This is a genomic window from Fibrobacter sp. UWB1 (assembly GCF_002210325.1).
Lineage (GTDB): Bacteria > Fibrobacterota > Fibrobacteria > Fibrobacterales > Fibrobacteraceae > Fibrobacter.
The window spans coordinates 51,137-72,204 of sequence record NZ_MWQL01000010.1 but is presented as its reverse complement, the minus strand read 5'-3'; the positions used below and the strand labels follow the sequence as shown (position 1 = coordinate 72,204).

General features: G+C 51.3%; 19 protein-coding genes and 2 tRNA genes. 8 read left to right on the top strand and 13 right to left on the bottom strand.

The genetic code is table 11. The annotated features are described in order from the left end of the window. Window positions 1-124: 124 nt before the first annotated feature. Window positions 125-1,000: a GGDEF domain-containing protein gene (locus B7988_RS09240; protein WP_088657698.1), complete on the top strand. Its 876-nt coding sequence runs from the start codon at window positions 125-127 to the stop codon at window positions 998-1,000. Window positions 1,001-1,106: 106 nt separating this feature from the next. Next, a complete protein-coding gene (locus tag B7988_RS09235) occupies window positions 1,107-2,492 on the top strand; it encodes an MATE family efflux transporter (protein WP_088657673.1) in 1,386 nt (461 codons plus the stop codon). A gap of 98 nt (window positions 2,493-2,590) precedes the next feature. Here the strand turns inward: B7988_RS09235 and B7988_RS09230 are convergent, their stop codons facing one another. The 7 genes from B7988_RS09230 to B7988_RS09200 all read right to left on the bottom strand — a co-directional run bounded on the left by B7988_RS09230 (window position 2,591) and on the right by B7988_RS09200 (window position 10,288). Further along, entirely contained in the window at window positions 2,591-4,762 is a 2,172-nt protein-coding gene (locus B7988_RS09230; RefSeq protein WP_088657672.1) for a fibro-slime domain-containing protein, read from the bottom strand. Window positions 4,763-4,911: 149 nt separating this feature from the next. Beyond that, the gene (locus B7988_RS09225) at window positions 4,912-5,397 is read right to left on the bottom strand and encodes a hypothetical protein (protein ID WP_073319437.1); all 486 of its coding nucleotides are present in this window, start codon (window positions 5,395-5,397) and stop codon (window positions 4,912-4,914) included. A 58-nt stretch (window positions 5,398-5,455) separates the two neighbouring features. Next, window positions 5,456-6,271 (bottom strand): hypothetical protein, encoded by an 816-nt coding sequence (locus tag B7988_RS09220; protein WP_088657671.1) that lies wholly within the window; start codon window positions 6,269-6,271, stop codon window positions 5,456-5,458. A 26-nt stretch (window positions 6,272-6,297) separates the two neighbouring features. Continuing rightward, window positions 6,298-6,615: an AzlD domain-containing protein gene (locus tag B7988_RS09215; protein ID WP_073056231.1), complete on the bottom strand. Its 318-nt coding sequence runs from the start codon at window positions 6,613-6,615 to the stop codon at window positions 6,298-6,300. Next, a complete protein-coding gene (locus B7988_RS09210; RefSeq protein ID WP_073056229.1) occupies window positions 6,606-7,310 on the bottom strand; it encodes an AzlC family ABC transporter permease in 705 nt (234 codons plus the stop codon). The genes B7988_RS09215 and B7988_RS09210 overlap by 10 nt, the downstream gene beginning before the upstream one ends. Before the next feature lie 119 nt (window positions 7,311-7,429). Next, window positions 7,430-9,664 carry a cellulase family glycosylhydrolase gene (locus B7988_RS09205; protein ID WP_088657670.1) on the bottom strand — a complete coding sequence of 745 codons (2,235 nt, stop codon included), beginning with the start codon at window positions 9,662-9,664 and terminating at the stop codon, window positions 7,430-7,432. Window positions 9,665-9,850: 186 nt separating this feature from the next. Beyond that, window positions 9,851-10,288 carry a hypothetical protein gene (locus tag B7988_RS09200; protein ID WP_073056223.1) on the bottom strand — a complete coding sequence of 146 codons (438 nt, stop codon included), beginning with the start codon at window positions 10,286-10,288 and terminating at the stop codon, window positions 9,851-9,853. Window positions 10,289-10,385: 97 nt separating this feature from the next. Between B7988_RS09200 and mltG the strand changes: the two genes are divergently transcribed. The 4 genes from mltG (at window position 10,386) to B7988_RS09180 (ending at window position 14,375) form a co-directional block, all read left to right on the top strand. Then, window positions 10,386-11,393 (top strand): endolytic transglycosylase MltG, encoded by a 1,008-nt coding sequence (mltG, locus tag B7988_RS09195; protein WP_088657669.1) that lies wholly within the window; start codon window positions 10,386-10,388, stop codon window positions 11,391-11,393. 200 nt (window positions 11,394-11,593) lie between these two features. Then, the gene (locus B7988_RS09190; protein WP_073319426.1) at window positions 11,594-12,925 is read left to right on the top strand and encodes an MATE family efflux transporter; all 1,332 of its coding nucleotides are present in this window, start codon (window positions 11,594-11,596) and stop codon (window positions 12,923-12,925) included. A gap of 95 nt (window positions 12,926-13,020) precedes the next feature. After that, window positions 13,021-13,446, top strand: a complete 426-nt coding sequence (locus tag B7988_RS09185) for a hypothetical protein (RefSeq protein ID WP_073319422.1) — start codon at window positions 13,021-13,023, stop codon at window positions 13,444-13,446. Window positions 13,447-13,484: 38 nt separating this feature from the next. Continuing rightward, window positions 13,485-14,375: a biotin--[acetyl-CoA-carboxylase] ligase gene (locus B7988_RS09180; RefSeq protein ID WP_088657668.1), complete on the top strand. Its 891-nt coding sequence runs from the start codon at window positions 13,485-13,487 to the stop codon at window positions 14,373-14,375. Window position 14,376: 1 nt separating this feature from the next. Here B7988_RS09180 and B7988_RS09175 read toward each other — a convergent pair whose 3' ends face one another. From B7988_RS09175 to B7988_RS09155, 5 genes are all read right to left on the bottom strand, one after another. Further along, entirely contained in the window at window positions 14,377-14,610 is a 234-nt protein-coding gene (locus tag B7988_RS09175; RefSeq protein WP_073319417.1) for a hypothetical protein, read from the bottom strand. After that, entirely contained in the window at window positions 14,597-15,490 is an 894-nt protein-coding gene (locus tag B7988_RS09170) for a 4-hydroxybenzoate octaprenyltransferase (protein ID WP_088657667.1), read from the bottom strand. The genes B7988_RS09175 and B7988_RS09170 overlap by 14 nt, the downstream gene beginning before the upstream one ends. A gap of 2 nt (window positions 15,491-15,492) precedes the next feature. Further along, window positions 15,493-16,122: a UbiX family flavin prenyltransferase gene (locus tag B7988_RS09165; protein ID WP_073319412.1), complete on the bottom strand. Its 630-nt coding sequence runs from the start codon at window positions 16,120-16,122 to the stop codon at window positions 15,493-15,495. Next, window positions 16,119-16,799: a ubiquinone/menaquinone biosynthesis methyltransferase gene (locus B7988_RS09160; RefSeq protein WP_088657666.1), complete on the bottom strand. Its 681-nt coding sequence runs from the start codon at window positions 16,797-16,799 to the stop codon at window positions 16,119-16,121. The genes B7988_RS09165 and B7988_RS09160 overlap by 4 nt, the downstream gene beginning before the upstream one ends. A gap of 72 nt (window positions 16,800-16,871) precedes the next feature. Continuing rightward, window positions 16,872-19,385 (bottom strand): CotH kinase family protein, encoded by a 2,514-nt coding sequence (locus tag B7988_RS09155; protein ID WP_249268932.1) that lies wholly within the window; start codon window positions 19,383-19,385, stop codon window positions 16,872-16,874. Window positions 19,386-19,558: 173 nt separating this feature from the next. On the opposite strand from B7988_RS09155, the gene B7988_RS09150 reads away from it, so the two are divergent. Further along, a tRNA-Phe gene (locus tag B7988_RS09150) sits at window positions 19,559-19,631 on the top strand. Between the two features lie 82 nt (window positions 19,632-19,713). Here B7988_RS09150 and B7988_RS09145 read toward each other — a convergent pair. Beyond that, entirely contained in the window at window positions 19,714-20,850 is a 1,137-nt protein-coding gene (locus B7988_RS09145) for an HD domain-containing phosphohydrolase (protein WP_088657664.1), read from the bottom strand. Window positions 20,851-20,935: 85 nt separating this feature from the next. Between B7988_RS09145 and B7988_RS09140 the strand changes: the two genes are divergently transcribed. Continuing rightward, a tRNA-Ser gene (locus tag B7988_RS09140) sits at window positions 20,936-21,016 on the top strand. The last annotated feature ends 52 nt before the right edge of the window (window positions 21,017-21,068 follow it).

Sequence of the window (21,068 nt, the reverse complement as noted above, 5' to 3'; positions counted from 1 at the left end):
GTTTACCAAAAGGGATCACCGAATCATGCTGAAAAAGCGATATGTAAATCACGCAAAATTGCACAGGCTAGGCAAGCCTGTTTTTTATTACATTTTAGGTGAACACGGAGCGCTTATGCAGGACATGGACCGAACAATTGCCAGCGGCAACACAATCAAGTTACCCGTCGCCCCCATGCGACCACACCTGATTGTACTGTACCCGCAACACCTATTCAAGCAGATACCGCTCGAAAAGGGAACGGTCGTGCTTGGCCGTGGGCAAGATGCGGACATTCGCCTGGACGACGAACTGGTAAGCCGCAGGCACTGTGCCCTGACCTTTGACGGCCTTGACGTGACCGTCAAGGACCTGGGCAGCACCAACGGAACCTTTGTAGACGGTTCCCCGATTACAGAATGCAAACTCGAAGACCACAATCGATTGCAAATCGGCAAGATGGTTCTGAAAATCGACTTCAAGGATGCGAGCGAAGAAGCCTTTGACCGCGAACTTTATGAAGCCGCGACCATGGACCCGCTGACCAAAATCAGCAACCGCCGTACCTTTATGGACAGGAGCCTCGGCGAACTCGCGCTCGCCCGCCGCAACAACTATTACGTTCACGCCATCATGGTCGACGCCGACCACTTTAAGCGCGTGAACGACACCTGGGGTCACCAGTGCGGCGACATGGTGCTCAAAGAAATCGCCCGCATTCTCAAAGAAGAAAAGCGCGAATCCGACTTGCTCGCCCGTTACGGCGGCGAAGAATTCGTGCTGCTTTTGGGCGGCATCGGCCCCGAAGACGCCAAGAAGAGCGCCGAACGCCTGCGCTCGGCAGTGGAAAGCCACCGTTTTTCGTGGAAAGACACGATTATCCCGGTAACGATTTCCTTGGGGCTCGCTAGCCGCCAGGGCGAAAATATCGGCAAAATCGAGGATTTGATTGCCGAATGCGACCGTCTACTTTACATCGCCAAAGAGAGCGGCCGTAACCAAGTTGCTTGCGAAGCATAGCTTCGCTGCGCAGTTGGTAGAACTTAGTTGATAGAGCTTAGATATATAGAACTCTCTAAGTTCTAAGCTCTAAGATCTAAGTTCTTTTTCTATCTTTGGCGCCGAAATGTCTAAACTGAATTCCGAGCGCCTCAATTCCTTTGGTTCTGCAAGTATCCCGAAACTGGTCTTGCAGTTCTCGGTTCCCGCTATCATCAGCATGCTGGTGAACGCCCTCTACAACGTAGTGGACCGTTTCTTTGTGGGCCAAGGCGTCGGCAGTCTCGGCATCGCAGGCATCACACTATGCTTTCCGATTTGCCTATTTATAATGGCAATGTCGATGATGGTAGGCGTGGGCGGCAACACGCTCTTTGCCATCCGCCTCGGTCAGAAGAAGTATATCCAGGCAAGCATCATTCTGAACAATTCCTTCTCGCTCCTGATTTTGATGGCGCTTGGAGCATTCACGCTGGGCGAAATCTTTATGGAGCCGCTCTTAAAGTTGTTCGGAGCAAGCGAGCAGACCCTGCCTGTCGCCAGCAGCTACATGCGCATCATTTTGTGTGGAGCCGCCTTCCAGACAATCGCCCCGGGCATGAACCATTTTATCCGTTCGATGGGTCACCCCAAAACGGCCATGTTCCGCGAAATCGCGGGTGCTGTCACGAACATCATTCTCGACTACCTCTTCATCATGAAATTCCACTGGGGTATCGAAGGTGCCGCCTGGGCGACCATCGCATCGCAGCTGGTTGCTTCGGCGCTCATCACCCAGTTCTTTGTCAAGAAGTCTTCGCCTATCAAGATTCGCTGGCGCCACATGAAGCTGCGCGCCGCCTACGTGCGTAAGATTTACATTTTAGGTTTGCCGCCTTCTGTAATGCAGATTTGCAACAGCCTGATGAACGCAATACTCGCCTGGAGCCTGACCACCTACGGAAACATGAGCGTGCAGGCGGTAGGCGCACTTTCGGGTGGCGACATGGCCATTTCTGCTTTCGGCATTACCAATAGCATCGTTTCGATTATCATCCTGCCGCTTCTCGGATTCGTTCACGGCACGCAACCGATTATCGGCTATAATTACGGTGCGCGCCTCAACGCCCGCGTCAAGGAAACGCTCAAGTTCGCCTTTATTTATGCCGGCGGTTTCATGTTCGTGACCTGGGGCATTCTCATGTGGAAGGCCGAAACATTCGTGGCTCCGTTTGCACCGAACGACCCCGAGCTCATCAAGCTTTCGGCCTGGGCCATGCGCATTTTTGCAGCCGCCTTCTTTATGATTCCCTTCGGCATGGTATCGGGGAACTTTTTCCAGGGTACAGGAAAGGCATTCAGGGCCATGTTCCTGAATGCCTGCCGTCAAGTGATTTTACTGATTCCGTTCTTGCTGATTCTACCCCACTTCTTTGAACTCAAGGGAGTGTTCATGGCGCAGCCCATTGCCGACACGGGAGCCGCCATTATTGGGCTCGCCATGCTTTGGCATGAACTGAAAAAGTTAAAATAGTTCTGACATAAAAAGGAGATCCCGGCTTCCCCGTTCCGAGGACCATATCCACTAAGCAGCAAAGCTGCAAGTGGATATTGGCAAGCCCGGGATGACATTTAGCGCACGTTTACGCGGCGGGTTTCGCGGGCAACCTTCACGATGTACGAACCCGGATTGAGGTTCGGCACCACCGTTTCAGCACCAGCGATTGCACCCTGGCGCACCACACGTCCCTGCAAATCCATCACAGCATACTTAGCAGCAGAATTCGTTACAGTAATCGTAAGGGCCTGCGGCAGACTGTTCTTCACGATAAAGCTTGCGCCAGCAATACGGGCAACAGGCTTGATGGCGCTGTCATCTTCGGTTCCCACACGGAAAGTCATAATCTTTGCCGATTTGCCTTCAATATTGACAAACAAGGTGTAACGGCCATCCGGCAGTTCAATCTTGGATTTATCTATCGTGGGCATGGAAAGATTCGTGAGGTCAAAGCCTCCTTTGTACACGCCCGGAGTAGAAATCTTTTCAAAGCCTTCTACAACAGAATCCGTTACAGAATGTCCCTTGACCAGCGTATAAGATATAATCGACGGAGCAATCGAATCGCAAATAGTTACAGGTTCAGCACCAATTCCACAAGTACCAGCAGACATTGTTGTATAGCAAATGCCATACAACGTTGCAGACGGCTGTTCCGACATTTTTGCACCCTTTACGGTAATAGCAGACTGAGGCAGTTGTGCCAAGAACATATTCGTACTGATTTCGAAATTGCTCATAGTCGTGCGGCGGTCGCAAGCAAAGATATCTACATCGTACTGCTGGCCGACTTCAAGTTTGCCGCTAGCGCCTTCAAAGGCATCGAGATCTACATAGCCCGGAGCATCCAGGTGGACACCGCCCAAGTCAATGGCGAGTTTGTTGTCGATGAACGCCCAAATGTCATCGCCACCGCGAAGAGCTAAGCGAAGCCCCGGCTTGTAAGTAAACTTGGCATGTGTTTCATAACAGAAGTGATGGTTGCGTCCACCAGTTCCATCTTCTTTGACCAGGGATGTCCAACGGTATTCTGAGCCATTCGTCCCTTTCCTCACAAGGGAGTCGGTTCCATATTTAAAGAACGGCCAACCTTCAGGAGCAGCGTCGGGGCAAGACCAGCCTAACACACAATTATCAGGATATGTGCTCGGCATATTAAGAGCAGTCTGAATAAACTCTTCAGCAGTTGAACCATCAGCAAAAATGCCCTCACAATTATGTCCCTTGCTCCAACCCGGGCCATTGCACACCAAATCAAATACAGGAACACCTTCCAAAGAATCGAGCTTTCTAAGAGACGGACCGTAGAACACCGGGCCCTCGGCATCACGCTTGGTGCGAGCCGCCGCAAGCGGAGTCTGATCCGGGTTTGCAAGTTTCACAGAAGCATCATCCGTTTGTTCTACCGGGAAGAATCCTCCAACAGCAGAGGTTCCTAACGGCATATAGTAATCGGAGCTGAATTCCCACCAACCGCCACGTTCCATGTGCGGAACCGGCATGTCATAGCAGCTCATTTCGTTTACGCCTTCAGTGTAATTGAACAGTTGGTTAAAGTACTTTTCATCAATAAAGCACTTCTTTCCGGCAGTAGTCAGCCTGGGCTTTTTCGTTGTAGGATCAAGAGTCGTTTCTACAAGTCCCGAAGTCACACCGATACAATCATTCACCGCTTTGAGAGCCGTTTCAAGGTCAACTCCTTGAGCACCGGCCTGGCAACCTTCGCCCCCCTGAGCGTAGCAAGAGAACGCTGGGTGCAACTTGGCATCGGAATCGTAGACAATCCACGGAATGTTTATCGTACAATTACCCTGGGGCACATCCGCTTCGGCATAGCTAAAAAGCCAGCCGTCTTCATTGAGCTTTTGACTCTCGTCCGCGACAAAGAACAAACTGTCGTGCCCCATGTCAAAAATCATTTTCAAGGGAATCGGAACCGCCGAGTCTCCCGTTTCCCAGTTGCCGTTCATGCCGAGCATATCTTCGCGGGCTGCGTCGTCGTCACGGTAGATTAACACGTTATCGGTAATTTCATCTTCGGCAAAGGCGTACTTATACCAGCCGCACATGAAACCATCCATTACCATCGGCTTGCCAGTTTTGCCACCATCAGTACTGATCATCGGCGCAGATGATACCCAATCTGCACTCCCAGGCAACAGTACAAGGAATTGTTTTGTAGAACCCGCCCAAGCCGCAGAACAAGCAAGGGCTGCACCAGCCATAACACATAAACATCTTTTCATTCGGACCTCCTAATTATTCCATAATGAACAAGCAAAATATATAAGAAAAACTTACTTTGTGCAAGCGATTTTTTACAAACGATTTTGAAAAAGCAAAAAGATGTAACGTGTGTTACACCTTTTACTGCACAAAGAATATCAGGATTCAGCTAGTAAAGCTTCTTCATGTCGGTCAGTTCGCCGCCCTTTTCATGGAAGAGCACCAGCGAGCCACCATCCATCTTCTTGAATATGGCCGAAAGTTTTGCAACGGCATCGGCTTCTTCGAAACCGATTTCGTTGTAGGCGGTTTCGCCAATGACAAGTCCGATGTTCATCATGTCGGGAGCCTTGCGGCGCAAGTAGTTCAACAGGTCTTCGTCGCTATTGATGATGTCGGTCGCGGTCGGTTTTTCGAGTTCCGACGGGTCGCGCGTGCTTACCAGCAGCGGGTACATGTTGTCGGCAACAGCCTGCTTGGAGTTCAAGTAGAAGACATTGCCCACGAACAAGCTAATGGAGTCGTTCAGCACCTGGCGCACTTCGAACATAATGTCGCTCTGAGACGAAGCTTCCTGGATTTCGAGCTTGGAAGGTCCGCAGGCCATAAAGGCAAGCGAAAACGAGACAAGGGCCATAAGGGCAAGTTTCTTCATGTTTCTCCTTTCGGCATTGCAAGGGGCAACGCCAGTATTCCGCCCTTTAATATATAATTTATTTCTGTAAAATACTTATTGCACGCTCTATAAGCTCGGGTTTTAGATCAAAAACGCGGCTCAAGGTTTCGACACGTGCCGATTCCTCGATTTTTTCGATACGGGAACCATTCGCATCGCGGGTCACGAGATTACCCTTCTGGTAATAGTACTGCACGCCACGCTCGCGGTCCAGGCGGTTGAGCACCGGGTAAGTCATCATTTCGCGGTAAAAACTTTCGTTCCAGTGCTGCTTGAATTCTTCGACGGAGACTCCCTCGACAGGGTATTCGAAGCGGAGTTTCATCGGGGCTCCCGCACCGCCCGTCCACAAGGCCATGCTGTCCATTGTCGGGCGGTTCAGCCTTACCGTATTCGGCACAAGCGGGAAAAAGGCTGAGCCCGTTCCTGACGGGGGCGGGAGCGGAATCGGGAGCGGATCGAAAATCAAATAGCCCGGATCGAAGAGGTATTCAGTAGGATGTAGGAAGTTAGAAGTAGGAAGAATGTTTGAAGTAGAAAAGGTGTTGCTGGATTCAGAATCGGGAAGGATTAAGGCGCAGTGGATATTCTTTTCCTTGCGCTTGTGGCCCATGACAAGGCGCGGGTTTAGCCCCATGTCCCTGAACACCTGGTACAGGTGCCAAGTCATGCTAAAGCAGGTTCCGCCGCCCATCCAGGCGTCTACATCGTTCTGAAAACTGTCGTCCAATTTTTGCGCGGCAGTAGAACTCCCCGTGGATTCCAGACGAATAATTTTCGTCAGGTTCTCGTAGGTAACTTTGGACAACTTATCGCAGACGTCCTGAATCTTTTTCCATTGTTCGGGGAGCATGCGGCAAAGATAGAAAATGATGCTGACTAGAGCAGCATCGAGATGCCGTCGACACCGAGGACAGTCACGCAAGCGACCACGGCAACGCCCACCAGGCCAAGACCAAAAAGCGAGGCGACAACGGCCGCCACCAGGGCACACGCGCCCGAAAGCTTGCTGTCGGTCGAATAGAGAATCGCAGGCACGGTCATGGCGGCAAGCACCGTGTACGGCACATACGAAAGGAACGAACGCCAAAAACGGCTCTTGATTTTACCCTTCAAGAGCACGAACGGTACCGCACGCAGCAAGTAGGTAACGCCCGCCATTACAAGCAGGAACAAGAAGTAATCTCTTAAGTGCATGATTCCTCCTCGTCTTTAACCGGGAAGAACGCCGCACCCAAGAGCGAAGCTACGAGCGCACAAATAATAATCGCAAAGCCGACCGTCACGCCGCTCAGCGCAGGAACATACTTGAACGCAAGGCTGCAGGCTATCGCAATCAGCACGGCAACTAAAGTCGGGCGGTGCGCCTTCATTTGCGGCACCACGATGGCAATAAACATTCCGTACAAAGCAACGCCCAAGGCATTCGTCACGACCGCAGGCAAGATTTCGCCACAAACGGCACCGCACAATGTACCCGAAGACCAACCGATATACGGGAGCACCATGAGGCCTGCAAAGTAACGCGCCGTCACAGGCTCGCTCTGGCTTACGGCCAAGGCGTAAATTTCATCGGTGATTCCCGTAGCAAGCATCAGGCGCTTGAAAGTGCCAAACGAGGGTGCCACCTTTTGCGACAAGGAAATCGCCATCAGGCTATAACGCAAATTGATAAAGAACGTGGCAATTGCCATCTCGATAAATGTACCGGCAGCATCGGACATAATCTGAAGCCCCGCAAACTGCCCCGCCGAGGTAAGATTCGTCATCGAAATAAAGGTGACCAGCGGCCAAGAAATCAACTTGGAGCCGGCAATTCCGAACGAGAAAGACACGGCAAAGTAGCCGAGCCCGATCGGAAGTCCGTCTTTTACACCATTTGAAAATTTCATGGGCACAAATATAGAAAAACTTTATAGCAAAACTATGCAGATATATAAATTTATGCATAAAAATCCCGTCTCGAATTATCCTTCGAGGCGGGACTCATTACACGCTGTCAGACAGACGACTACTTGATCGAAATTTGGCGAGTCAGGCTATTGGAGCCCGAACGCACGCGCACAACGTAATTGCCCTGGCGGAGCATGTCGAGAGCGACAGAACCGCTCACCCGCTTAAAGCCTACAACTGGGCGCCCCTGCATATCGAACACATCGATATTGGCCCAAGCAGCACCTCCCACTTGGAGCATTCGACCTTCGACAGAAAGCAAGATTGAATTCGACACAGGCGCCATCACGACGGTGGTATTTTCAACCGTGAGCTTGATTTCGAACTTTTCACCATTGAGTTCAATGGCTTCGCTGTAGGAACCGGGCTGGATATAGCTCGGAATAGAACCCGTAACCGTCACCTGGTTACCCGACTGTTCCATCTTCAAGAAATGGAGATTCCAACTTTTGCGGACATAGGAGACTACGTCATTAAACGTAATCGTTTCAAAATCACCGCCCTGCACAATCGTCTGAATCAACTCGCCCACCACAGTGACTGCAGGTGCTGCAGACGAACTGCTCGGTACAAATTCGGAACTGCTGGACAAGGCCTCCGAACTGCTGCTTACGACAGGCGATGCGCTAGAGCTTGAGGACACCGGCGCCACGGAGCTGGAGGATTCGACGCTGGAGCTGGATTCCTCGACACTGCTACTGGACGATTCTTCGGAGTTTGAAGAGATTTGCAAGCTGCTCGAAGACGAGACAACAGAACTGGAAGATTCTTCAGAGCTAGAAGAGACTATTTCGGAACTTGAAGAAGCGAGCACCTCGGAGCTGGAAGATTCGACACTGGAAGAACTTTCCACAACTACTTCGCTGCTGCTAAATTCCACGGAGCTGGAAGACTGAGCAGAACTGCTAGAAGTTTCGCTCGAAGACGAGATTGAGCTAGAGGAAAAATGCGAGCTGCTCGAAGACGAGATTGAGCTAGAAGAAATATGCGAGCTGCTCGAAGACGAGATTGAGCTTGAGGAACGAGCCCAGGAACTGGAGGATCGCACAACCGAGCAACTAGACGCCACCGAGCTAGAGGACTTTGCAGAACTGGACGAAGCGATAGAGCTGGAAGACTGAACAGAGCTGGAAGACACAACGCTAGAAGAAGAAACTACGTTGGAGCTCGATGACGCAGGCGTTGCCGCGCAGGCGGTGTATACCTTATTACGAATCGGAGCAAATACATTCTCGTTTACCCATTTACCGCTTTCCGAATAATTCCAGGCGCCACCACTAAAATAAGACGCCGTTTCATTCTTATTCGACACGGACCAGTTTGCGCCCGACAACTGATTCCTGGTCATCCACTGATACCAAACACTGCTATAATCTTTGTTAAAGCCACCATTTCCGCTCGGCGCAGAATTGCCCCATTCAGTCACGAAGACAGAAAGTCCGCCTTGCATCGCCTTTTCGGCTCTATCACCCTGGTCATCCGTCTTGTGACGATACGGGTCCTCGCCCGCATAGTAGTGGAACGAATACGCCACGTTAGCATCATTGAGCGGTTCAGCAAGAGCCGCATTGGTATACTGGTCAAAATATGGAGTTCCTACCACGATCAGGTTGTCGGAATAGGTACGAATTGTCTTGATAATCGTTCTTGCGTAAGGGGCAATTTTTTCTTTCCAGTAGTTTTGCGCTCCGCTCAAGTCAAACCAGCCGTCAGAACAATTGTTCTTGGGCTCATTGTAGATTTCAAAAATCACATTGTCATAGCCGCCCCATTTTTGAGCCATATAGCTAAAGAACGACTGTGCATCACTCGTAATCTGTTCTGCGCAATGACTATGGAAATCGATAATCACATAGATGTCGTTTTTAATGGCAGCCGTTACCACCGAATCCATCAAGTTCCTATGGAAATCCGTATTCGTAAAATAGTTCCCGTTCCCATTTTTCCAGTCGCCATCAACTCCGACAGGACCACGAATCAATTGGATGTTTTGTTTTTCTACAAGTCCTGAGATCGTTTTTCCGTTCCAATAATCCGGTCCTTCGTCACCTTTAGCCATACTCCAGAAAAGGCTCATGCCCTGCACGGCAACCTCGTTTCCGGCGGTCACCCCCTTGCAGCTGCCATAAATGCGGCCATAGTTTTGAGAGTTTTTGCCGGCCTGTAACTGGCCGTACTGACTCACCGGTCCCACGCGGGTGGGAGTGATATCCGTAGCGCCAAACGCCGTAGAAACTAAACCGAAAGCGAGAACGCCCAAGCCAAACATCTTTGCACTAAATCTGAATGCCATAGATCCTCTGATACACCAATTTTCGCAACCAAATTTAGAATATAAGGCCCATTTTTCCACGTGATTTCAAACACATAAGTTATTGATAATGTTTACACGAGTAGACGAATTTTTGGCCGGGGATGACAAAAAAAGAAGCCCGGCTTTTAGGCCAGGCAACTAAACTGCGAGATGTCGCGAAACGAATTAGTTTTCGTTATTGTGCATTTCCATCTGTTCGCGGTCCATCGTGTGCTGCAAGTATTCCTTGAAGTCACGGTCGATGTTCACACCGTCGAGGTCGAGGTCATCGTTTTCCAACACGAACACGGCGCTCGGGTTATCGAGCCAGCCGACCACGTCCACCTGATCGAGTTTCATGGACTTGTCGCCTGCAGCCTGAGCAACGTATTCAATCTTGGACTTCTGAACCCAACCCTGTCCGCAAGGACCCTTCACGAGCACTTCCGTTTCGCCGTCCTTAAGGATCGTCAGTTCGTCATTGAAGCCTGCGGTACAAACGACAGAACCGCCATCTTTCTCCTTGGTCAGGTCCACGTCACCCAGCTTAGATTTAACCTTCTTGCCCGCAGCGAAAGAAACGCTAACCATGAGAGCAAGAGCAATTAAGAGCACCTTTTTCATATCTTTCCTCAGAAACAGGTTAAAAACTTGACAATGCAAGTACGAATATACCTTTTATTTTTGACTTTCGTCAGATTTTCTTTTAAATTTTTGCGATATGAAGAAGATTTTACTTATTTTGGCCATCATTTTGGCACTTTTGGGCACTTTTTTGACCCTAAACCTCAAGTCCAGGATGGGAGCACAGGCCCAAAACGGCCAAACCGTGCTCATCGAGGTCCCCAAAGGGAGCTCTCCCTCCAAAGTTTTCCAGATCCTAAAACAGAATGGAATTTGGAGCGACGACCTCGCCTTCCGGTTGACCATGAAAAGATTAAACCCGAGTCTCAAGGCCGGCTGGTTTGAAATTCCCGGCGGGCTCACATTGCCGCAGGTACTCGACATTATCGCAAGTGGAAAAGTCGCCGTACGCCGTGTAACCATTCCTGAAGGCCGCGCCTCTTGGGAAATCCCGGCCTACCTGCAAAAGGCGTTCCCGGACCTGAGCGAGGCTCGCTGGAACAAGCTCGTCCAAGACCCGAAGTTCGCCCGCAGTCTCGGAGTCGAGGCCAACTCCCTGGAAGGCTACCTGCTCCCCGACACCTACCCCTTCCCGATTGACGCCGACGAAGAGACAATCCTCAAGCACATGGTAGCAGCAAACCTCAAGGTCCGCGACGAAATGGAAAAGCGCCCGGGCTCCATGTGGAAGACTCTCGGCAACTGGCACAAGGTGCTCACGCTTGCAAGCGTGGTCGAAGAAGAAACCGGCATTCCCGAAGAACGCCCGCTGATTGCAGGCGTATTCCATAACAGGCTCCGCATAGGCATGCCGCTCGGGGCAGACCCCACGGTGCGGTTCATTTTCAAGAACTTGACCGGCCCTATTTACAAGAGCCAGTTGAACAGCAACAGCCCCTACAACACCCGCAAATTCAAGGGACTCATGCCGGGCCCGATTTCGAACCCGGGCCGCAAGGCTATTGAGGCGGCCCTGTTCCCGGCGAAGACCGATGCCCTTTACTTTGTTGCAAAAGACGACGGTTCCATGACGCATTTTTTCAGCTCGAACCTGGCCGACCACAACAAGTACAAAGACGTTGCCGCCAAGAACCGCGGGGAGTGACAACTCGGACTTCGGAGTTCAGAATTAATAAAGAAAAACGTCATTGCGAGGAGCGTACGCGACAAAGCAATCCATCACATTTTTCTTGGATTGCTTCGCCTTCGGCTCGCAATGACGAGTTTTAAGCGAATACTTCTGTATACAGATAATTTTTAAATAACCTAGCCTTACAGCCGGGGCATTTCTAAAATTGGCTCCGTATGCAAGTGCAAGTGAAGGATCGTTCCCTTTTAAGCCTTTCGTGGCCGTTGTTCATTACCTTCGGCATCGCCACGTGCCAGCCCATGATGGACAGCTGGTTCCTGTCGCGTACGTCGGAATCGGCGGCGGCGGGCGTGGGGGCATTAATGCCCGTGCTGGGCGCGCTCTTTATGGCCATCAACGCATTCGCCCAGGCAGGGGCGAGCATCGCCTCGCAGTTTATTGGGGCAGAACGCCCCAAGCAAGCAGGCACCACCCAGACTATGGTGTTGTTGGGCAGCCTCTTGTTAGGTATTGCAATCACGCTGGTTATTATCCCCCTAAACAACCAGATTGTAAGTTGGATGGGGCTTACCGGCGATGCCGCCCACCACGCCCGCGAATTCTTGCATATCGTCTCTATCGGCTTTGCGTTCCGCGCCCTGCAATCTTCCCTCACGTCTTTGATCGCGACCCACGGTCTTACCGTCTGGAACCTGCTCGGGAACTTCATTACGATTGTTTCGAACGCCATCATGAACGTGATCTTTTTGAACGGATACCTCGGGTTCCCGCAGATGGGCGTGAAGGGCGTGGCTCTTGCCACCATGCTTTCGTGGCTGATTGCCGCGAGCATCCTGTTTGTCATCTTGCACGTCAAGGTCCACCACAAGATCCGCCGTACCGACTTCAAGCGTTCCCGCGTGATTCTGCCGGACTGGATCCGCATCGGATTTCCCGCTGCCGTAGAGCCCGTAAGTTTCCAGATTTTCCAGGTGGTGCTGACCGCCATCGTGGTGCACTTGGGCATTATCGCCATGACCGCCCGAATCTTTAGCGCGAACTTCGCCATGCTCGCCGTCATTTTGAGCGTGGGCCTGAGCAGCGGGAACCAGATTCTCGTCGCCCACCTTGTAGGCGCCCACGACTTTGACAAGGCGAACCGCCGACTGCACCAGAGCTTGATTGCCGGAAGCGCTAGCGGACTCATTGTGGCAGTTATCGTTGCACTTTTTGGCACCCAGCTGCTTTCGTTCTACACCAGCGACCCCGAAGTCATCCGCCTCGGCAAGCTCTGCCTTTGGTGCGACGTGATTCTGCAGCCCTTCAAGGCCGCGAACATGGTCATCACTTCGGCGCTCCGTGCTTCGGGCGATTCCAAGTTCCCCGCCATCGTAGGGTCTACCATGATGTGGACCTGCGGGCTCGGCACCGCCCTCCTGCTCGCCTTCGGCCTCGATATGGGCCTCGTGGGAATCTGGCTCGGCATGGCCGCCGACGAATTCTACCGTTCTATTGTGAATTATATCCGCTGGCGCGGCGGCAAATGGAAACAATACGGCGTGGTTTGAGTCCTGGCGCCACAAATTCAGGTTTTAAGCCCCTTTTTATCACGCTTTTTTGCCCGCCCCTTTTATTTGGGGCGTTTTCATTGTATATTGTAGCTATGATTTTGTCGTTCAAGCATAAGGTTATGTTCTTGCTGTGCGCAGCTGCTTTCAGCTGGTCGCAGGATTTGGACAAACCCGTGAACGACGTAGAAGTGTTCCGCCCCGAAAAGCGCGACACCAAGGTGCAGCTAGTTGACTCGACCAAGAGCAACTCCGTCACCTTGAACGTGGACATCTTTGCCGACGGCATCGTCGGGTCGTACTACATCCTGTGGGACGACATAGACCTCTCCGAAGACATCAAGAAGCAGATGACCACCCGCGACTTCGCCCGCGACGAATTCTTTATGCAGAACATCGACCGCGAACAGTTCGAACAGGAACGTTTGCTGCAACTCTTCGAAGACAAGAAGAAGCAATACTTCGCCATCTTCCCCGAAGAAGCCTTGAAGATGATCGAAGACCAGGCGAAAGACCAGTAAAACCAGTCGGCTGAACTTAGAGCTTAGAAATAGCAAGAATGTTTTCAAGCGAACGAAATTTTGCCGATTGGCAACTTTGCGGATTAAGCGGAGCTCCTGCGCAACTTTTCCAGGAAATCGAAAGTACTCACAGCCTAATGAAGGCCCGCGCTGCTGCAGGCGAAATTCAACCGGGCACCTTGTACGTGGCAGACACGCAAACAGCCGGGCGTGGCCGTCATGAACGCACCTGGGCCTCCCCCGCCGGGCAAAACCTTTACTTTAACATTCTGATTCCGCTTGAAGGAATCCCGCTCGCATCGGCTCCGCAAGTCACGCAAGTCGCAGCCCTCACCTTCGCCGAAGTGTTCAAGAGTCTGCAAGACGAATCCAACGCGCATGGACTCGGAAACCAAAGCGTCGGAAAAGTCACCGTCAAGTGGCCAAACGACATTCTTTGCGGCAAAAGCAAGTTCTGCGGGATTTTGGCCGAGGTTGTGTACGTCAACCAAGTTCAGCATGACTCAAGCGGCCAAGTTCATCCTGCAATCAGCATCAGCATGGGCGTGGGCATCAACGTGAACAGCAGCCCGCTCGATTACGCCCACTTGGGCCGCGCCGTCACCACGCTCAAGGACATTTGCGGTCAAAAGATCAACCGCGAAAAACTATTGCAAATGCTTATAGCGAATTTGGAACGTGCCATCGGGCAGTTCCGCGCCTTCGGGATTCGTCCGTGGGTTGCAGCCTGGAAACGCATGGACCAGTTCATTGGCGCACGCGGTACTATCGTAGTCAACAACCGCTGCACCGACCAGAACCGCGAAAGCGGCGACGGTGCCATCAAAAAAAATGGCACCATCCTCGACATGCAAGAAGACGGAAGCCTACTCTTCAAATGCGACGACGGAACGGTCGAAACCGTGTATTCCGCCGACTTGGAAATTTAAGTTACTTTCTTTTGGTCTTATAGAAAAGACTGCCGGCGAGCGAAACGGCAAGTACCACGATCATCGCGGTAAGCCCCATATCGGCGAGGTTCTTGTACTCCCCCACATGTCCCGATTCAATCAGCATAATAATGACCAGCGCAATCACGGCTGCGGTAGCGCCCATGCGGTCGAACATCTTGATTTTGTCTTCGATAGAGAATGGTTTCTTGAAGGGGCCGTTAGTAAAGGGCATCGACATCGCCTCCCATGCAAATCCATACGATAAGCCCCGCCATCACGAGTACGCTGATGGCGACATTCGCCAAGAAAAAGTCACGGTTCATGGTGTCCAGGTCATCGGATTTGCGGAATAAATGGATGTAGAGGATTGCAGCAGTCATGAGTCCAGTCACCACCCACCAAGGGATTCCCATGTCCCAAAACACGCCGAAGACCACACACAAGGCAAGCATGGCCACATGGCTCCAGAAAGCGATTTGCAAGGCGCGCTTGCGGCCAAAACGGGCAGGCACCGAATGCAGTCCCATGGCGCGGTCGATTTCTTCGTCCTGTGTCGCGTAGATGATATCAAAGCCGCCCATCCAGAGCATCAGAATCACGAGCAAGAATATCGGGAATACAGCGAATTCGCCGCGAATGGCGATCCAGGCGCCAAGCGGGCTCATGCCAATCGCAAAACCCAAGAACCAGTGGCAAAGCCAGCTAAAGCGTTTCCAGTAGGAATAAGAAAGCAACAGGAGCCATACGGGCAATGCAAGCAAGCCGGCGAGCGGTTGTAACAGCGCGGCAAACAGCACGAAAAGCACTCCGTTTATAGCAAGGAAGGCGATTACCGACGCCTTGCTCAGGCGCCCCGCAGGCAGGTGGCGCTTTGCAGTACGCGGGTTTTTGGCATCGATATCGGCGTCGGCAATGCGGTTAAAGCTCATGGCGCTGTTACGGGCGGTCACCATACAGCCCACAATAAGCGCAATCATCTTGACCGCCTCCGCGGCAGCCATGCCGCGGAAACCATCAGCCGCCACCCACATGGAGCCAATCGCAAAAGGCATCGCGAAAAGCGAATGGCTAAAGCGCACCATGTGGCCGAATTCAAGAACCTTTTTAAGCATAGTTATTTCTTTTTCGCTCTCACCTTGGCCAAGTGTTTCACAGAAGGAGTCTTCTGCTTGGCAGCCTTAGGAATCGAAATTCCCTTCCAAGGCTTTACAATATCGGCAGCATCCCTCATCGCGCCCAAGTGCATCAGGATTTTTGCAACTACGGTATCCACCAATTCTTCAATCGTCTTCGGGTGGTCATAAAAATGCGGCGAAGCCGGAATCACAATCCCGCCTTGACGAGTCAAACGGGTCATGTTATCCAAGTGGATCAAGTTGTAAGGAGTCTCGCGCGGCACCACAATCAAGGGGCGGCGTTCCTTGAGGCAGACATCGGCGGCACGGATCAACAAGTTATCCGACGTTCCGCCGGCAATGCGGCCAATCGTACCCATGGAGCAGGGAACCACAACCATGCCGGCATAGTCGGCAGATCCGCTGGCGCATTCGGCAAAGAAGTTTTTCACGTCGGGAGCTTCGTCCACGTAATCGAACAATTCGTCCTGGCCCTCGTAGGCTACCACGCCTCTGCCCGGCGGCGTCACCAAGGCGGTCACATGGTGCCCCAGGCGTTTTAAATGCATCGCGGTTCTTGTCGCGTAAATGACGCCACTCGCGCCGGTCACCCCCAAAATGAACCTCATGTCCGTCTCCTCAGTAATATGCGATAAGCTACACCGAAAAAGCAAGGTTTCACATGCACCAGTTCAAAGCCGTTCGACTCCGCCAACTTGACAAAGTCTGCAACCGGCAAAAAACGAAGCACCGAATTCACCAAATATTCGTAAGCTTCCCGCTTGCTAAAAAAGGCACCCAGCACCGGAATAAAGAGCGGTGCAAGTCTCTTGTAGAAAAACTTGTTGAACGCGTTCCTCGGCGAAAAGAATTCCAGCACCTGCAAGTACCCCCCATTCGAGAGCACGCGGGCAGATTCCTTCAAGCCGCCTTCGGCATCGGGCAAGTTACGCATTCCAAATCCGTTCAGAATCACATCGAACGAGGCGTCGCCAAAAGGCATTTTCATGGCATCCAGCTGCACAGGGATAGCCGTCATCGTCTTCCCTGCAGCGCCCTTCAGCATTCCATAAGAAAAATCGCCCAAAACGGCGATATCGGGCTTGCCATTGAATTTTTCGTAAGTAGCCGCAAAATCGCCCGTTCCACCGCAAAGGTCCAGCAGACGCTTCCCCGGGCGCATCCGTTTCAGTTCCCGACAACAACTACGACGCCACAAGATATCCTGAAAGCAGCTTAGCGTATGATTCAGAAAATCATAGCGGTTGGCGATTTCGTCGAACATCTTGCGCACGGGACTTTTCATGGCGCCAAATTTAGAAAAAAGGAGTGGGGCGCAATGCCACACACTCCTTTTTTAAATGCTTGCAAAGTGCAACTACTTGAAATTAGCCTGAATCGACAAACCGTCAGCAATCGTTACGGTACGGGTCAAATCCGCAACACCATCGGACCAGCCCGCAAATACGGCGCCGGCAGCAGGCATAGCCGTCAGTTCCATCGTGTTCCCGGCAAAGAACCTGCCCTTGTAACTCGTGCTCGGAAGTTTCATGCCGTCCATCAGGATTGAGCCATTGCCATTAGCGGAAATCGTCACGTTCACCATTTCACCCAGCTTGAATTCGCTCTTGTATTCAGAGATTACCTTGGCGTCGCGTTCAGAAGCCCAGGATTTCAAATGAGAGCCCTTCCAGTCAAATCCGTCCGGGTAATACATTTCATCCTGCTTGAACTTTTCAACATCTCTATTCTTTTCAGACTCAGGAATCGTCGCCACCATCTGGTCTACAATTGTAGACACATTCTTGGAATTCAAATAACTGGTCCACATTGCGCAGCTACGATTGATAAACATGCGCTTGAAATCGGCGTTTTCCATCAACTTGATATAAAGATTGGCAAAGCAACCAACTTCATTACACGGCTTGTTGCCACCACCCTGCTTGATCCAGGTGAACATATTAGTACCTTCGCCAAACTTGCCTCCATTAACGGGATCTTTTACGCCCCAATCCGAAGCCCAACCGAAACCATGGTCCAAGTCATAAACCATGAACTTCCAGGGTTGCTGTCCCGGAACAGACCAGGCACGCACATTGTTGTTCGGCCAGTCGCCATTGTGGTAGTAAATTTCTGCAGCCATGTAATCGGCGAAATTACCGACATCCAACAAAGTCTTCGCCATTTCGTAATTTTCTGCCGAGGACATATCGTTGCTACCGACAAACGTAAGCATCGATTTGTAATTCGCAACGGCAGAAGCATCATCGCCACTGGCCGTAATTTTATCTATAGCTCCCAAATGCTTAACCATCTGAACAGAGTTGCTGTTGATACCGTAGTTGGTTTCTACATAGGCGCGGTTGTAACGTTCGCGCATGTCGTGAATGCCATAATACTTGCCGTTATAGAACACCACCACCTGGCGGCTACGCTGGTAATCCACACCCGAGCCTTCCAGAAGGGCACCACCCATAGCATCTTCGACATAGTCACTTACAAAGCGGTTGCCGTTGTTACGCAGGTTAAAAGCCTTGTACTTGTCATTAACACCCTTACGCGTTTCAAACAACGGATACTCAATCTTGCCGGCCTGGTACTCTTCATGCATGGCAATCGCAACGGACTTTTTATCGTTGACGCGGCTCCAGCCACCCATCAAAGAAATACCGGCATCGACTTCAAAAGCCTTTTCTTTAGAACTACTGCCCTCGGCAAAATATTCCACATGCACCGGGTATTCAATATCTTCCATCAATCCCGGCGGACAGCTATTAGGATCAGAACTGCCACAGGAACTCTTTTTAACGTAATGCTTCTCAAAGAAAATCGGATCCACGCTCAAAGCCACCACCGGCATATTCACCGTCTCGCCGATAAAGTACGTATTCGTCACCACATCCTTGGTCAAGAGGCCCTGCTTGAACGCGGCACAACGCAAAACCATCGTATGGTCAATGACCAGCTCGCTATTGAACTCGGGAGAGCTTTCGGTCGGAGCGGATCCATCCTGGGTGCAGCGCACCTTCATTCCTTCCGGAAGGCCAGTCGGGGCATTCAAGACAACCTTGTCATTGTAGAAACCGCCCTGGTTTCCGCTAAAGTTGAACTTGGGGGCAACGCCTTCGTATGCCGTACTTGCCGTATTCGGCTGCTCCGGAGTCGGCTTTTCAAAGTACTTCCACGCACCGCCGTCCACAATGCCCCAGCTCATCCCCGAGGAAAGTTCAGGATAGTTCACCGAGTCACGGATTGCGTAATACGGGTCAATCAGGTAGACAGAGCCGCCCTTCTTTTCCAGTTTCCAGTTAGTATGGGTACGTGATTTATATTTGGACGTATCTGCAGAGGGTGCCACGGCGTTCACATCATTCTTGTCGCAGAACACGGTGCGGAACGATTTTGGAGCAAGCAGTTCATCGCCAAAAATCCACTTGCGCGGCTTTTCCAAATTTTCAACAAGCGAATAACCCTTGAGGTTAGCAGCGACATCACCGGCATTGTAGATTTCAATCCAACCCGGATCGTCTCCGTTTTCATCGAGCCAGTCCAAGTTTACGGGGCTAATTTCGGTAATCACCAAAGAAGAATTACCCACCCAGTGAACGGTCGTGTCGGCCGGGACATAAATGATTCTATCTACATACTGCGTATCGCCCGTAACCGGGTCAATCGTACGGACAGTATCCCTCGTCGCAGGAGTTTCCTTAATTTCCGTAACAGTATCACCGGTAACCGGATCAACCTTTTTCACCGTATCAATCTTTACAGGAGGATCGTCATTTGCACGGTTATGCGATGCAGAGTCATCGTTACAGGCAACCAGACCCGAGAAAACCAAACTCAGTCCGCCCATCAAAGCCAGACTATTTACTTTGTTGAATATGTACACACTGCTATCCTATTAAAAACGTTTCCCGGGAAATCCCACTTTCCAAGGCCATATTCTTTAGCACCCAGATACTAAATTTAGAAGATTATTCAAAAAAAAGGGAAAATTATCAGTAATATTCTATTTACCCTTGACAAGTATCACAGAGTGTTCTATATTTGGCCTACCAAGTCGGCGCTGTAGCTCAGTTGGTAGAGCAGCGGACTGAAAATCCGCGTGTCGTCAGTTCAATTCTGACCGGTGCCACGAAAAAGAGACCTCGAATTCGAGGTCTTTTTTAATTTTTTGTTTTCAAAAATTCTAAAAAGCGCTAAGTGTTTAGAAAATTTTAATCGAAATTGTGTCGGTAGAGGCAGTAAATTTCGTCCCAGTGTTCCATCAACACGTCCACAAGCTCCGGCTGGAACTGTGCGCCACGCTGTTTCAGGAATTCTTCCTTGACCTTTTCTTCGGGCCAGGGCTGCTTGTAGCAACGCGGGCTAGAAAGTGCATCCAGGACGTCGGCAACAGAGCAAATGCGGCCAGCCAAGGGGATTTCTTCGCCGGAAATTCCCTTCGGGTAGCCTCGGCCATCCCAGCGTTCATGGTGAGAACGGGCAATTTCAGCTGCAAAGCGAAGCAACTGGCGCTTGGAATTGTGGAGCATGTTGTAGCCGATTTCGGAATGCGTCTTCATGATGGTGTATTCGTCGTCCGTAAAGCGGCCCGGCTTGTTCAAAATGGCGTCGGGGATGCCGACCTTGCCCAAATCGTGCATCGGGGCGGCCAAGCGAATACGTTCCACCTCGTTTTCCGGGAGCCCCAGGAACTTCGCCAGCATGCTAGAAATCTCGGCGACACGTTGAATATGGTCGCCAGTTTCCTCGCTACGGTATTCCGAAACCTCACCCAGAATATGGATGATTTCACGCTGGGTCGCTTCCAGTTCCATATTCAACATGGCAGATTCGACAGTCTTTGCAGAATAGACAGCCGTAAGGCTCAGGCGTTCCAAGTCCTGTATCGAGAATACGGCAGCTTCACCCTGTTCGTTAGTTCCCCGCTTGTTGATCGCCTGGAACACACCCATCACGTTGCCAGCCGAATTCATGAGCGGAACGGTCATTACAGACGTTGTTCGATAATGCGTCTTTTCGTCTGATCGACGATCGAACCTCGGGTCTTGGTAGGCATCCTTGATCAAGAGTGGTTCACCCGTCCTGACGGAATAGCCCACGAAGCCCGCGTCATGCGGAATGCGAAGTTCGCTTACGCCGTGCGCAACCTTGGTCCATAATTCGCCACGATCGTTATCGACAAGCCACAGGGAGCAGCGGTCCGCCACCACAATGGAGCGTCCCAAATCAGCCATCAGAATCAGCAAGCCATCCATCTTTCGCTCTGCCGCAATTTTCGGCATGTAAGCGAACAACAGCTCCAGTATCCTTTGGGATTCTACAACCTGCTTGTCGTCCAAATCCGTCATACTATGTAAAATTTAGATAAACTTTGCATTATTCTCAACTACGCTTGACAGAATTAGGCGAAATTTTCTATCCTTGGGAAACCTTGGAGGAATAGGCTAATTGGTAAGTCAGCGGTCTTGAAAACCGCCGCCGTAAGGCTTGGGGGTTCGAGTCCCTCTTCCTCCGCGAACAAGCTCCCGTCCGGGAGCTTTTTTGCATTCCCCATTCCCCCATCTCA